The sequence below is a fragment of the Klebsiella sp. CN_Kp100 genome, from assembly GCF_040065315.1.
Lineage (GTDB): Bacteria > Pseudomonadota > Gammaproteobacteria > Enterobacterales > Enterobacteriaceae > Klebsiella > Klebsiella oxytoca.
Genome location: NZ_JBEAIJ010000033.1, coordinates 1 through 13511, shown reverse-complemented (window position 1 = coordinate 13511; position 13511 = coordinate 1). Strand labels below are relative to the sequence as shown.

Sequence of the window (13511 nt, the reverse complement as noted above, 5' to 3'; positions counted from 1 at the left end):
ATTAACGCCGCCAGCGTCGCAGCAGGCGGCTACGCAGCCCGGTATCAAAGCGCCAGATATGATCGAAAATGCGCATAATACCGGGCTTGCCGTGTACCGACATCGCCACCGCATGAAAGCGATGCTGATGTTTATGCTGTAGCTCTCCCACCTTATTGATCACCTCATCCGGCAAGCGCTGTGCGATAAAATCTGAAATGACTACCGCATCGGCATCGATCCACTGCGGATTCTGCATACGCTCAATCACTGCCCGGAAACAGCTGGCCAGATCGGTGCCGCCACGGAAGCGCTGGCTCAGAAAGCGGATCGCCTGTTCCAGCCCCTGCGGGCCGGTAAGTTCGTAATGCACCACCTCGCTGGAAAACAGCATAATAAAGCAGCGGCGGTTATCCGCCAGAGCGACCCGCATTAGCGCCAGACAAAACGCCTTGGCGCACTGTTCATTAAAACCGCCCATTGAGCCGGAAGTATCGACGCAGACGATAAAGGGTCCGCGCGGCTGTTCATCAAAATCCTGGCGAGTGACCGGCCGTTCGGTGATCTTTTCTTTCCACGCATCGCCGTGAAGCCGATAGGTCAGCAGCTGCTTTTCAACCAGCTTACGATAGAACTCGAACTCCAGCTCGGTGATACCGAGGGTAGCCAGCTCTGGCGGCAACAAACGCAGAATATCGTCGCTCTGCTGAAGCCCGTCCACCTGTTCCGGAACAGTGGCCGGTTCGCGCACCAGGCTGCGAAAGGTTTCCATCGGCGCATCTTTTTTCGGCACCGCTTTCGCTTCACGTGAGCGTCCCAGCTGTTCAGCGAGCTGCATGAGCTCGGGTTGTTGGCTTAGAAAGTCGCCGTAGCGCACGATCAGCTGATAGTCGCCTCGCTTCAGCTCGCCAGCGCTCATGTCCCACAGGTGCCCCGCCGCATTGTCATTTTCCACCAGCACCGGCTCCAGCTGGCCGCTGAGGGTCATGCGTTCCTGAACTTCGCTCAGTAGCTGATCGCGCTCTTCATCCAGCAGTTGCTGATTAAGGGAGGTTGCCTGCACCACCAGACTCAAGCGCCAGCGCTGGAGGAATAACGTGTGCAGCGCTGGCGTAAAGGTGCTGTTGTTATCCACCAGCTGCTGGGCCTGGCTGGCAAAAGGGGAGTGCAGCTTATGCAGCTGGCTCAAAATTTGCGGAAGCTGGACGATAAACTGCGAGGTAGAAAGCCGCTGTGATTGCTGATAACACTGAACCTCCGCATCCAGCTCGGGGGGGATATTGGTCTCTTTAAGTCGCGATCTGACCGCTTCCCGCCAGCGCGGAATGTCGGCGGCGATAATATTTTTTAGGCGCGGGAATTTTTCAAAGAATACCGCCAGTTGAGGTGCCGCCAGCAGCGCCAGCAGCATCTCATCGATCATACCCTCTTCGCCGACTGCCAGCATGACATTCAGCATGTCCAGCGTCATGACTGACGCGCCTGTTTAATCTGCGTTCCGACGTCCTGCAGGCTGGCCTCAATGCGTCCCAGCCACTCACCGGGAATAAACAGACATTTCTGCTGTTCGCTGAAGCGGTTATGTTGCTGATGCCATTCGTCGTCCAGCGCTTCCAGCTGCTGCCGGATTTCGGCCGGCATATTTTCCCGCGATTCGCTACCGGGCAGGGAAAGTCGCGACCCCTGTAAGCTGACATCGCGCACGACCAGATGCTGGCTGGTATCGACATCCATATTCAGCGGCTGGGCAAAACCGATACCGTTGAGCTTGCCACGAATCTCACCCCCTTTCTCCAGCCAGTGAGCAAGCTCTTCACGAACAAACGTAATATGAATCACTTCCAGGTCGTGCAGCTTAAGCGGCTGCTGGAGGAGCAGCGTCAGCGTGGGTTCCTGCACTTCAGCGGGCAGTTCATAATGAGGTTTACGGCTGAACATACCGCCAAGACGGTTTACTTTTAGCGCGGTTTTATCGCTTTGCTGCTGTTGAAGCTGAATACGTCGTTGGATAATCGACCCCAGGCGAGTGAGCATTGCCTGCTGCTGCCAGGCGTGGCTGGTCATTAAGGTCTCCAGCTGCGCGGACATCAGGTTCATTGTCTCAATATTGTGCCACAGGCAATCTTTCAGCAGGATCAGGTCTATTGGCGCGATAGTGTCGCGGCCGCTGAAAAAGGCGCTGGCCTGCAGCAGACGAATGGCTTTTTTCCACCGACGATCTGAGACGTACGGCGCGTTCGGCAGCGTATCTAACTGCTGGCGCAGCTGGAAAATAAGTTCAAAAACGCTGTCCGGCAGCTTAACGCTGCCGATATCCTGCTGCCATTGCTGAAACTCCTCGTCGCTGACCTGTAGATTCGCCGGGACGGGGTTACTGTTCTCGTCCTGCTGGCTTATCAGCATTGAGCGGAAGTTGGTTTTATCCTGAACCTTATCCAGCCATAAACGGATAAGCATCCGATCGTATAGCGCCTCCAGGCTGTTGTCTGCTTCGGGGAGTTCGTTCGACGCCGCCACCAGCAGGCGCATAGGGATTTTTTCTTCGGTTGCCCCGTTGCGGAAATGACGTTCGTTTATTGCCGTCAGCAGCGTATTGAGGATCGCCGGGCCAGCTTTCCAGATCTCATCGAGGAAAACAATTTCGGCTTCCGGAAGATAACCCGCGGTCAAACGCTCGTAGCGTCCTTCATCTTTTAGCGCCTGAATGGAGAGCGGGCCAAAAACTTCTTCCGGCGTGGAAAAACGCGTCATCAGGTACTCAAATGCGCGAGCCTGCTGGAAGGCGAATTTTAGGCGTCGGGCGATCAGACTTTTGGCGATGCCCGGTGGACCCAGCAGAAAAACGCTCTCGCCGCTGAGTGCGGCAAGCAGGCAAAGGCGAATGGCGTGGCTGCGTTCGAAGAGTCCTTTTTCCAGAGCGGCGCTGAGCCGGGAAATTCTTTCTGCCAGTAAATGTGATTGAGCCATAATAGAGTTGCGTGCTTTTTAGAATGTCGTTGTTAGGTCGAGTATAGATGTTTGCTTAGGGGTGGTAATAGCCTGAAGAATCGATTTATTTTCTTTGAGTCAGGTTAAGATGATGTCAGTTAGGGGTACGATTCAGCAAATAATCGTGCATACTGTGCGCTTTTTGTGGGCCAAGGGACTAGGCACACATTTGTTTTATAAACGAAAAGACTAGTCTATGAGCACTGATAATAAGCAATCGCTGCCGGCAATAACGCTGGCGGCAATCGGCGTGGTATACGGCGATATCGGTACCAGTCCACTGTATACACTTCGTGAATGTCTGTCCGGCCAGTTTGGCTTTGGCGTTGAGCGTGATGCTGTTTTTGGCTTCCTGTCGCTCATTTTCTGGCTATTAATTCTCACCGTATCACTCAAATACATCACCTTCGTGATGCGGGCAGACAATGCCGGCGAAGGCGGGATCCTGACGTTAATGTCGCTGGCGGGGCGAAACACCTCCGCGCGCGCAACCTCCATCCTGGTGATCCTTGGGCTTATCGGCGGCAGCTTCTTTTATGGCGAGGTGGTGATTACGCCTGCCATCTCGGTGATGTCGGCGATAGAGGGGCTGGAAATTATCGCCCCGGACCTGGATACGTGGGTGGTCCCCATATCCATCATTGTTCTGACGCTGCTATTTGCCATTCAAAAGCACGGTACCAGCATGGTCGGTAAGCTGTTCGCGCCGATTATGCTGATCTGGTTCCTGCTGCTGGCGGTACTGGGCGCGCGCAGTATCTTTGCTAACCCGGAAGTGCTGCAGGCGCTGAATCCTTACTGGGCGGTACACTTTTTCCTCGAATATAAAACCGTCTCGTTTGTGGCGCTGGGCGCGGTAGTGCTGTCGATTACCGGCGTGGAGGCGCTGTACGCGGATATGGGGCATTTTGGAAAACTGCCGATTCGCCTGGCCTGGTTTTCGGTAGTACTGCCTTCACTGGTGCTTAACTACTTTGGTCAGGGCGCGCTGCTGCTCAAACACCCGGAAGCGATTAAAAACCCGTTCTTTCTGCTGGCGCCCGAGTGGGCGCTCATTCCCATGCTGATTATTGCCGCCCTGGCGACGGTTATCGCTTCACAGGCGGTTATCTCCGGCGTCTTCTCGCTAACCCGGCAGGCGGTGCGCCTGGGGTACCTGTCGCCGATGCGGATTATTCATACTTCGGAAATGGAGTCCGGGCAGATTTATATTCCGTTTATCAACTGGCTGCTCTATATCTCGGTGGTCATCGTCATTGTTAACTTTGAGCACTCCTCGAATCTGGCGGCGGCTTACGGTATTGCGGTGACGGGGACGATGGTGCTGACCACCATTCTGTTCACGACGGTAGCGCGTCAAAACTGGCACTGGAATAAGTTCGTTGTGGCGCTGCTGCTGGTTGCCTTTATGTGCATTGATATCCCGCTCTTCTCCGCGAACCTCGATAAAATCGTCTCCGGCGGCTGGCTGCCTCTGACCCTCGGCCTGGTGATGTTTACCATCATGACCACCTGGAAAAGCGAGCGTTTCCGCCTTCTGCGTCGGATGCATGAGCACGGTAATTCTCTGGAAGCGATGATCTCTTCTCTGGAGAAATCGCCGCCGGTCCGCGTTCCGGGTACCGCCGTCTATATGTCGCGGGCGCTGAACGTCATTCCTTTCGCGCTGTTGCATAACCTTAAGCATAATAAGGTGCTGCACGAGCGGGTGATTTTGCTCACGCTGCGTACTGAAGATGCGCCGTACGTGCATAACGTTCGTCGCGTACAGATTGAGCAGATTTCGCCATCGTTCTGGCGCGTCGTAGCCAGCTACGGCTGGCGGGAAACGCCGAATGTCGAAGAAGTTTTCCACCGCTGTGGGCTGGAAGGCCTGAGCTGCCGGATGATGGAGACCTCCTTCTTTATGTCTCATGAGTCGCTGATCATCGGCAAGCGGCCATGGTACCTGCGCCTGCGCGGCAAGCTTTATCTTCTGCTGCAGCGCAACGCTCTGCGAGCGCCTGACCAGTTCGAAATCCCGCCGAACCGGGTTATTGAGCTCGGCACCCAGGTTGAAATCTGATGCGCTAAAGCCCTTCTTGATGAAGGGCTTTTTGTTTATTTGAACGCTTCTGGCTTTAACTCTTCAGGCTTGCGAAACGTTTCGATGGCGATCACAATTCTCACATCTGGTGATGGTTTTCTGTTCTCTTATTGCTAATACTTATACCAGCGAAACGTTTCGCTAGTGGAGTAAAAGAGAAAATGAAAAAAGGTACCGTCCTCAATGCTGAAATTTCGTCGGTCATCTCCCGCCTGGGTCATACCGATACGCTGGTAGTTTGCGATGCCGGGTTACCTGTTCCCCGCAGCAGCGCCCGTATCGATATGGCGTTAACCCACGGGGTGCCCTCCTTCATGCAGGTTCTGGAGGTGGTGACGAGCGAAATGCAGGTTGAAGCGGCTATCCTCGCGGAAGAGATTAAAACGCTTAATCCGCAGCTCCACGCGACGTTGCTCAATCATCTTGAGCAGCTGCAGCAACACCAGGGAAACACCATTGAAATTCGTTACACCAGCCATGAGCAGTTTAAAAAAGAAACCGCAGATAGTCAGGCGGTGATTCGCAGCGGGGAATGTTCCCCGTATGCGAACGTTATTCTCTGTGCCGGCGTGACGTTCTGAGGTCGCCGCTATGGAAGCCTTATTGCAATTAAAAGGGATCGATAAATCGTTCCCTGGCGTCAAGGCGCTCTCCGGCGCCTCGCTAAACGTATATCCGGGCCGCGTGATGGCGCTGGTCGGGGAAAACGGCGCCGGTAAATCCACGATGATGAAAGTGCTGACCGGCATTTACTCCCGCGATGCCGGTTTGCTGCTGTGGCTGGGTAAAGAGACCACCTTCAACGGTCCCAAATCTTCTCAGGAAGCCGGAATTGGCATCATCCACCAGGAGCTAAACCTGATCCCCCAATTGACGATCGCCGAGAACATTTTCCTCGGCCGTGAATTTGTGAATCGCTTTGGCAAAATAGACTGGAAAACGATGTACGCCGAAGCCGATAAGCTGCTGGCAAAGCTGAATCTGCGTTTTAACAGCCAGAAGCTGGTGGGGGATTTATCGATAGGCGATCAGCAAATGGTTGAGATCGCTAAGGTGCTGAGCTTTGAGTCGAAGGTCATTATTATGGATGAGCCCACCGATGCGTTGACCGACACCGAGACCGAATCCCTGTTCCGCGTAATCCGCGAACTGAAATCGCAGGGGCGCGGTATTGTCTATATCTCCCACCGTATGAAAGAGATCTTCGAGATTTGCGATGACGTCACGGTATTTCGCGATGGGCAGTTTATCGCCGAGCGTGAAGTGGCCAGTCTGGATGAAGATCTGCTGATTGAGATGATGGTCGGCCGTAAGCTGGAAGATCAGTACCCGCATCTGGACAAAGCCCCGGGCGCTGTTCGTCTTAAGGTCGACAACCTGTGCGGTTCGGGCGTGGAAAATATCTCCTTTATTCTGCGTCAGGGCGAGATTCTCGGCGTCGCCGGGCTGATGGGCGCCGGGCGCACCGAGCTGATGAAGGTACTGTACGGTGCGCTGCCGCGCAGCAGCGGTTCGGTCACGCTGGATGGACGCGAAGTTGTTACGCGCTCCCCGCAGGATGGTCTGGCCAACGGAATCGTCTACATCTCAGAAGACCGTAAGCGCGACGGTTTAGTGCTCGGCATGTCGGTTAAAGAAAACATGTCGCTGACCGCGCTGCGTTACTTCAGCCGCGGCGGCGGTAGTCTCAAGCACAAAGATGAACAACAGGCGGTGAGTGATTTTATCCGCCTGTTTAACGTGAAAACGCCTTCGATGGAGCAGGCCATTGGGCTGCTTTCCGGCGGTAATCAGCAGAAGGTCGCGATAGCCCGCGGGTTGATGACCCGCCCGAAGGTATTGATCCTTGATGAGCCGACCCGCGGCGTGGATGTTGGGGCAAAGAAAGAGATATACCAGCTGATTAACCAGTTCAAAGCCGAAGGTCTGAGCATCATTCTGGTCTCTTCGGAGATGCCGGAAGTGCTGGGCATGAGCGATCGCATCATGGTGATGCATGAAGGGCATCTCGGCGGTGAATTCATACGCGAGCAGGCCACCCAGGAAGTATTGATGGCTGCCGCTGTGGGCAAGCTTAATCGTGTGAATCAGGAGTAAAAAAGATGAATAACCCGGCTGTTTCTGGTCGTCGCTACTTCACAAAAGCGTGGCTGATGGAGCAAAAATCGCTGATTGCCCTGCTGGTGCTGATTGCGATTGTCTCGACCATGAGCCCCAACTTTTTTACCGTGAATAACCTGTTCAATATTCTGCAGCAGACTTCAGTTAACGCCATTATGGCGGTAGGGATGACGCTGGTTATCCTGACGTCGGGTATCGACCTGTCCGTCGGTTCTCTGCTGGCGCTGACCGGCGCGGTTGCTGCTTCAATTGTCGGGATTGAGGTCAACGCGCTGGTGGCCGTGGCCGCTGCGCTGGCATTAGGCGCGGCTATCGGCGCCGTGACCGGCGTGATTGTGGCGAAAGGGCGTGTGCAGGCATTTATCGCTACGCTGGTCATGATGCTGCTGCTGCGCGGCGTGACGATGGTGTATACCAATGGAAGCCCGGTAAATACCGGCTTTACCGACAACGCCGATCTGTTCGGCTGGTTCGGGATTGGTCGTCCGCTGGGGATCCCAACGCCGGTGTGGATTATGGCGATCGTTTTCCTGGCCGCCTGGTACATGCTGCACCATACTCGCCTGGGCCGTTATATTTATGCGCTCGGCGGTAACGAGGCGGCAACGCGCCTTTCCGGCATCAGCGTGAATAAAGTTAAAATCATCGTCTATTCTTTGTGCGGCATGCTGGCCTCGCTGGCAGGGATTATTGAGGTCGCGCGTCTCTCTTCCGCGCAGCCGACGGCGGGCACAGGATATGAACTGGATGCGATTGCGGCGGTGGTGCTCGGTGGTACCAGCCTCGCGGGCGGTAAAGGCCGTATTGTCGGCACGCTGATTGGTGCGTTGATCCTTGGCTTTTTGAACAACGGCCTGAATTTATTAGGCGTTTCATCCTATTACCAGATGATCGTGAAAGCGGTGGTCATTTTGCTGGCGGTACTGGTAGATAACAAGAAGCAGTAACTGAGAACTCTACAGGACATCTTAACTATGAATATGAAAAAACTGGCGACCCTGGTCTCTGCTGTAGCGTTAAGTGCGACCGTAAGCGCAAACGCGATGGCAAAAGATACTATCGCTCTGGTTATCTCTACCCTTAACAACCCGTTCTTTGTCTCGCTGAAGGATGGCGCGCAAAAAGAAGCGGACAAACTTGGCTATAACCTGGTGGTACTGGATTCCCAGAATAACCCGGCCAAAGAGTTGGCTAACGTTCAGGATTTAACAGTTCGTGGCACCAAACTGCTGCTGATCAACCCTACGGATTCCGATGCGGTGGGTAACGCCGTGAAGCTGGCTAATCAGGCGAAAATTCCGGTTATCACCCTCGACCGTCAGGCGTCAAAAGGCGACGTGGTAAGCCATATTGCATCTGACAACGTGCTGGGCGGTAAGATGGCCGGCGACTATATCGCGAAGAAAGTCGGCGAAAGCGCGAAGATCATTGAACTACAAGGCATTGCCGGGACCTCCGCGGCGCGCGAACGTGGCGAAGGTTTCCAGCAGGCCGTTGCTGCGCACAAGTTTAACGTACTGGCCAGCCAGCCGGCAGATTTTGACCGTACCAAGGGTCTGAACGTCATGCAGAACCTGCTGACGGCGCATCCTGATGTGCAGGCGGTATTTGCCCAGAACGATGAAATGGCGCTGGGCGCGCTGCGTGCGCTACAAACGGCAGGCAAATCTGATGTGATGGTTGTTGGATTTGACGGCACGCCGGATGGCGAAAAAGCGGTTAATAGTGGCAAACTGGCTGCGACCATCGCCCAGCTACCGGAGCAGATCGGCGTTAAAGGCGTTGAGACCGCCGATAAAGTGCTGAAGGGTGAAAAAGTGGATACCAGCTACCCGGTTGAGTTGAAACTGGTCATTAAGCAATAATGTGCGATTCGGATCGGCGACGGTCCGAGGGACAACATAATAAAGAAAAGCAGGGCATGCGCCACCGGATCCCGGTGGCGCGCTTTCCGGGAATATTGATTATGAAAACCGCAGGCAAACTTGTCGTCCTTGGCAGTATCAACGCCGATCACATCCTGAATCTCGACGCCTTCCCAACGCCTGGTGAAACCGTTACCGGTCATCACTATCAGGTCGCTTTTGGCGGTAAGGGCGCAAACCAGGCCGTTGCTGCCGGACGCAGCGGGGCTAATATTTCCTTTATCGCCTGTACCGGCGATGACGACATTGGCGAGCGCGTTCGTCACCAGCTAGAAAGCGACAATATTGACGTTTCGCCGGTCAGAGCCGTCACCGGAGAATCAACCGGCGTGGCGCTGATCTTTGTTAACGCTGAAGGTGAGAATACTATCGGTATTCATGCCGGTGCTAATGCCGCGCTCTCCGTTGCGCAGGTTGATGCGGAAAAAGAGCGTATTGCTGGCGCGCAGGCGCTGCTGATGCAGCTGGAATCACCGCTGGAAAGCGTACTGGCCGCGGCGAAAATCGCTCACCAGAATCAAACCTCAGTCATCCTCAATCCGGCGCCGGCACGTGAATTGCCCGATGAGCTGCTCACGCTGGTAGATATCATTACCCCTAACGAGACCGAAGCGGAAAAGCTCACCGGCGTGCGCGTGGAAAGCGACGATGATGCGGCAAAAGCCGCCAAAGTGCTCCATGATAAAGGTATCGGTACGGTGATCATTACCCTTGGCAGCCGTGGCGTATGGGCCAGCTGCGAAGGTGAAGGTCGTCGGGTGCCCGGCTTTAAAGTGCAGGCGGTAGATACCATAGCCGCTGGCGATACCTTTAATGGTGCGCTGGTCACCGCGCTGCTTGAAGGTAGTGAACTGGCGCAGGCGATTCGTTTTGCCCATGCCGCCGCCGCTATCGCCGTCACCCGCAAAGGGGCCCAGCCCTCCGTGCCCTGGCGAAAAGAAATAGACGAATTTTTACGTCAACAGGGGTAACGCTTGGCCACCATGAAGGATGTAGCCCGCATAGCGGGCGTTTCCACTTCGACGGTTTCTCATGTCATCAACAAAGATCGTTTCGTTAGCGAAGCAATTACCGCTAAAGTCGATGCCGCGATTAAAAGCCTGAACTACGCGCCGTCTGCGCTGGCGCGCAGCCTTAAATTAAACCAAACCCGCACCATAGGCATGCTTATTACCGCCAGTACCAACCCGTTTTATTCGGAGCTAGTGCGCGGCGTGGAACGTAGCTGCTTTGAGCGAGGCTATAGCCTGGTGCTGTGTAATACCGAAGGCGATGAGCAGCGGATGAACCGTAATCTTGAGACGCTGATGCAAAAGCGCGTCGATGGTTTACTCCTGTTGTGCACTGAAACTCATCAGCCTTCGCCGGAAATTATGCAGCGCTATCCTTCTGTACCGACGGTGATGATGGACTGGGCGCCGTTCGACGGCGATAGCGATCTGATTCAGGATAACTCTCTGCTCGGCGGCGATATGGCGACCCAGTATCTGATTGACCAGGGCTATAGTCGGATTGCCTGTATCGCGGGTCCGCTGGATAAAACGCCAGCCCGATTGCGCCTGGAGGGATATCAGGCTGCGATGACTCGAGCCGGACTTGCGGTACCGGAAGGATATGTGATTAGCAGCGATTTTGAATTTGGCGGCGGATTCAGCGCCATGCAGACGCTGCTGACGCTGTCAGAGCTACCGCAGGCAGTATTTGTCGGTAACGATGCGATGGCGGTGGGCGCCTATCAGGCCCTTTACCAGAGCGGCCTACGTATTCCGCAGGACATGGCGCTGGTGGGTTATGACGACATCGAATTGGCGCGCTATATGACGCCGCCGCTAACCACAATTCATCAACCGAAAGATGAGCTGGGCGAACTGGCCATCGATGTGCTGATTCACCGCATGGCCGATCCGGGACAAAAACAGCAGCGCGTGCAGTTAACGCCTGAGCTGGTGGTTCGTGGCTCAGCCTAACGCTTATGCCGCTCTTTAATCAGGTTGCGGCCATCTTTTGCTCTTAATAAAGTAAATACCAGCGCCGATACCACGGTGATAGCCCCCATGGTAATAAAGGTGTAATGAAATTGCTCAATGGTATTTGCGCTATCAAATCCTTCATAAAACCTCAGCACCGCCGCGCTAACGGCGACCCCGAGACTGATAGAGAGTTGCTGAGTAACGGCCAGCATGCTGTTGCCGCTGCTGGCGTTTTCATCGGTTAAATCGGCGAGCGTGATGGTATTCATTGAGGTGAACTGAGTGGACATCGCCATCCCCAGAACGAATAGCGGCAGCAGCAGCATCCAGATCGACAGATCCGGAGATTGCAGCGAAAACTGAGCAATCATCAGGCCGATGAATACCGTGACCCCAACCAGCGTTTTACGGTAGCCGAACCAGCGAAGTATCTGGGTGACGGTTGATTTCGCAATAATGGAACCGATAGCCGTAGGCGCAATCATGCAGCCAGCAATAATCGCCGGATAGCCGAAGCCAACCTGGAGCATCAGCGGCATCAGGAACGGAACGCAGCCGGTGCCCAGGCGCGTGGCCAGGTTTCCCGCGATCCCAACAGAGAAGGTATGCGTCTTAAATAAGGATAGCGAAATGAGCGGTGTGGGATGACGGCGAGCGTGGCGAATATAGGCCCACATTAAAACGATGCTCAGGGCGATAACGGCCAGAGCCATCCAGGTGGCAACAATCTTCTCGCCAAACAGCTCGATTCCACTGGAAAACAGCACCAGGCTCAGGCCAAAGAGGATAAAACCGAGCGTGTCGAAGCGCCGTCGTGGCGTGGTGAAATCCGGCATGTACTTGCGAGCGTAGACGATTCCGATAATGCCGATGGGAATATTAATCAGGAATATCCAGTGCCAGCTTGCCCAGGTCACCAGTACGCCGCCGAGCACGGGGCCGAGGATAGGGCCGACCAGGCCAGGCATGGTGACGAAGTTGAGTACCGGCAGCAGTTCGCTGCGCGGATAGGCGCGCAGTAACGCCAGCCTCGCAACCGGCATCATCATCGCTCCGCCGATGCCCTGAATGACGCGGAAGATAACCAGTTCCATCAGGGAGTTGGAAAGCGCGCAGGCCAGGGAACCGAGGGTAAACAGGCTGACGGCGATGATAAATACTTTCCGCGTGCCGAAGCGGTCGGCCAGCCAACCGCTGACCGGGATAAGCATGGCTACCGTCAACGTGTAGCTGATAATGGCCGATTGCATCGCAAGCGGTGAACGGTTAAGGCTATGGGCGATAGCGGGAAGGGCCGTATTCAGAATGGTAGCGTCAAGCGCCTGCATAAAAAAAGCCATCGCTGCGATCCATGGCAGCCCGGCCATACTGCGGGCTTTCTTTTTGGTCATTCGATACCTTTACTATTTGTCGGAATGGTTGGGGGCACTCAACAACGCCTGGCAGGCGCTCAGCGCTCGCAAGCCGTCGCTATCCAGAATGGCATCAACGATTGCCTGATGGAGATCCAGCTTCACCACTTCATTTTGGGTAATCGAAGTGAAGTAGGTGTGGTAAACCGAATGAAATAAAGAAGCGAAAGAGGTCAGGAAAGGATTGCCGCTCATTTCATATATATGTTCATGCCAGGCCATATCGACCTCAATCCAGCGCTCGCGCTGAAAGTTCCTCTTTAGCTCAACCATCTCCTCCATCAAAGCGTTGAGTTGAGCCTTCTGCTCCGGCGTGCCTGAGGTTGACGCCAGAAAACAGGCTTGGGGCTCCAGGCTTTCGCGCATAACGAGAAAATGGCCGACAACTTCAGCGAAATTATCTTCCGTTAACCACCATGCGAGTAGTTCTTTATCGAGAAAGTTCCAGCTGCTGCGGGGCATCACCCGCGTTCCGATCCGTGGACGAGGTAAAAGCATCCCTTTCGCAGCAAGCGTTTTAACCGCTTCACGCACGGCCGTACGGCTCACGCCAAACTGCTCACCCAGTTCCATCTCTCCGGGAAGGATACTTTCTGGCGGGTATTCCCCGGTCAGGATTTTTTGAGCTAGTTTCTCCGCTAATACCCAGGAGATGTTCTTTTGTGCCGCCAACTGCTGTGCGCTTAAAGACATAAATGCCGTTCCTTTCTCTTTTTTACCTTATCAGTATGCCATCTGGCGGCGTGCTTCGTTGGTTAAAACGGCAAAACGCCGCTTTTTTGCTACATTACACGGCGTAATGATGAAAAAAGAGGCGGTTGAAAAGTTTTTTGAAATTTCCCCTTGTCACTTCGTAATTACTCCCTATAATGCGCTCCCACTGACACGGAACAACGGCTTACAGCCCGCCGGGTCAGCGGGATTCAGCGATGAATACCGGCAGAGAAAAGCGAAATTAAACGCTTGACTCTGAATGAGGAAAGCGTAATATACGCCACCTCGCAACGGTGAGCGAAAGCCGCGTTGCACT

Annotated in this window: 11 protein-coding genes; 7 read left to right on the top strand and 4 right to left on the bottom strand. The window is 54.5% G+C overall.

Annotated features, from left to right (window positions below):
* Window position 1: 1 nt before the first annotated feature.
* Together viaA and ravA are read right to left on the bottom strand one after the other, a co-directional pair.
* Window positions 2-1450 (bottom strand): ATPase RavA stimulator ViaA, encoded by a 1449-nt coding sequence (viaA, locus tag ABLV12_RS11520; protein WP_004107310.1) that lies wholly within the window; start codon window positions 1448-1450, stop codon window positions 2-4.
* Window positions 1447-2946: an ATPase RavA gene (gene ravA, locus ABLV12_RS11515; protein ID WP_004116756.1), complete on the bottom strand. Its 1500-nt coding sequence runs from the start codon at window positions 2944-2946 to the stop codon at window positions 1447-1449. The genes viaA and ravA overlap by 4 nt, the downstream gene beginning before the upstream one ends.
* A 217-nt stretch (window positions 2947-3163) precedes the next feature.
* Between ravA and kup the strand changes: the two genes are divergently transcribed.
* From kup to rbsR, 7 genes are all read left to right on the top strand, one after another.
* Window positions 3164-5032: a low affinity potassium transporter Kup gene (gene kup, locus ABLV12_RS11510; protein ID WP_004107313.1), complete on the top strand. Its 1869-nt coding sequence runs from the start codon at window positions 3164-3166 to the stop codon at window positions 5030-5032.
* Window positions 5033-5214: 182 nt separating this feature from the next.
* Window positions 5215-5634, top strand: a complete 420-nt coding sequence (rbsD, locus tag ABLV12_RS11505; RefSeq protein ID WP_004116762.1) for a D-ribose pyranase — start codon at window positions 5215-5217, stop codon at window positions 5632-5634.
* A 10-nt stretch (window positions 5635-5644) separates the two neighbouring features.
* Window positions 5645-7150 (top strand): ribose ABC transporter ATP-binding protein RbsA, encoded by a 1506-nt coding sequence (gene rbsA, locus ABLV12_RS11500; protein WP_348867047.1) that lies wholly within the window; start codon window positions 5645-5647, stop codon window positions 7148-7150.
* Between the two features lie 5 nt (window positions 7151-7155).
* Window positions 7156-8121: a ribose ABC transporter permease gene (gene rbsC, locus ABLV12_RS11495; protein WP_004855792.1), complete on the top strand. Its 966-nt coding sequence runs from the start codon at window positions 7156-7158 to the stop codon at window positions 8119-8121.
* Window positions 8122-8148: 27 nt separating this feature from the next.
* Entirely contained in the window at window positions 8149-9039 is an 891-nt protein-coding gene (rbsB, locus tag ABLV12_RS11490; RefSeq protein ID WP_004107321.1) for a ribose ABC transporter substrate-binding protein RbsB, read from the top strand.
* A gap of 98 nt (window positions 9040-9137) precedes the next feature.
* Entirely contained in the window at window positions 9138-10070 is a 933-nt protein-coding gene (gene rbsK / locus ABLV12_RS11485) for a ribokinase (protein WP_024274853.1), read from the top strand.
* A gap of 12 nt (window positions 10071-10082) precedes the next feature.
* Window positions 10083-11066: a ribose operon transcriptional repressor RbsR gene (gene rbsR, locus ABLV12_RS11480; protein WP_004107325.1), complete on the top strand. Its 984-nt coding sequence runs from the start codon at window positions 10083-10085 to the stop codon at window positions 11064-11066.
* Here the strand turns inward: rbsR and mdtD are convergent.
* Both mdtD and ABLV12_RS11470 read right to left on the bottom strand, forming a co-directional pair.
* Window positions 11063-12460 (bottom strand): multidrug transporter subunit MdtD, encoded by a 1398-nt coding sequence (mdtD, locus tag ABLV12_RS11475; RefSeq protein WP_004107327.1) that lies wholly within the window; start codon window positions 12458-12460, stop codon window positions 11063-11065. The two genes, rbsR and mdtD, sit on opposite strands and share 4 nt — an antisense overlap.
* 12 nt (window positions 12461-12472) lie before the next feature.
* Complete coding sequence (locus ABLV12_RS11470) at window positions 12473-13174, bottom strand: FadR/GntR family transcriptional regulator (RefSeq protein WP_004107328.1); 702 nt, start codon at window positions 13172-13174, stop codon at window positions 12473-12475.
* Window positions 13175-13511 lie beyond the last annotated feature (337 nt).

What these genes read in the sequence shown, in the direction of transcription:
- mdtD (WP_004107327.1), bottom strand. Translation starts at nt 12,460, where the DNA reads ATGACCAAAAAGAAAGCCCGCAGTATGGCCGGGCTGCCATGGATCGCA.
- ABLV12_RS11470 (WP_004107328.1), bottom strand. Translation starts at nt 13,174, where the DNA reads ATGTCTTTAAGCGCACAGCAGTTGGCGGCACAAAAGAACATCTCCTGG.
- kup (WP_004107313.1), top strand. Translation starts at nt 3,164, where the DNA reads ATGAGCACTGATAATAAGCAATCGCTGCCGGCAATAACGCTGGCGGCA.
- rbsB (WP_004107321.1), top strand. Translation starts at nt 8,149, where the DNA reads ATGAATATGAAAAAACTGGCGACCCTGGTCTCTGCTGTAGCGTTAAGT.
- viaA (WP_004107310.1), bottom strand. Translation starts at nt 1,450, where the DNA reads ATGACGCTGGACATGCTGAATGTCATGCTGGCAGTCGGCGAAGAGGGT.
- rbsA (WP_348867047.1), top strand. Translation starts at nt 5,645, where the DNA reads ATGGAAGCCTTATTGCAATTAAAAGGGATCGATAAATCGTTCCCTGGC.
- ravA (WP_004116756.1), bottom strand. Translation starts at nt 2,946, where the DNA reads ATGGCTCAATCACATTTACTGGCAGAAAGAATTTCCCGGCTCAGCGCC.
- rbsD (WP_004116762.1), top strand. Translation starts at nt 5,215, where the DNA reads ATGAAAAAAGGTACCGTCCTCAATGCTGAAATTTCGTCGGTCATCTCC.
- rbsC (WP_004855792.1), top strand. Translation starts at nt 7,156, where the DNA reads ATGAATAACCCGGCTGTTTCTGGTCGTCGCTACTTCACAAAAGCGTGG.
- rbsR (WP_004107325.1), top strand. Translation starts at nt 10,083, where the DNA reads ATGAAGGATGTAGCCCGCATAGCGGGCGTTTCCACTTCGACGGTTTCT.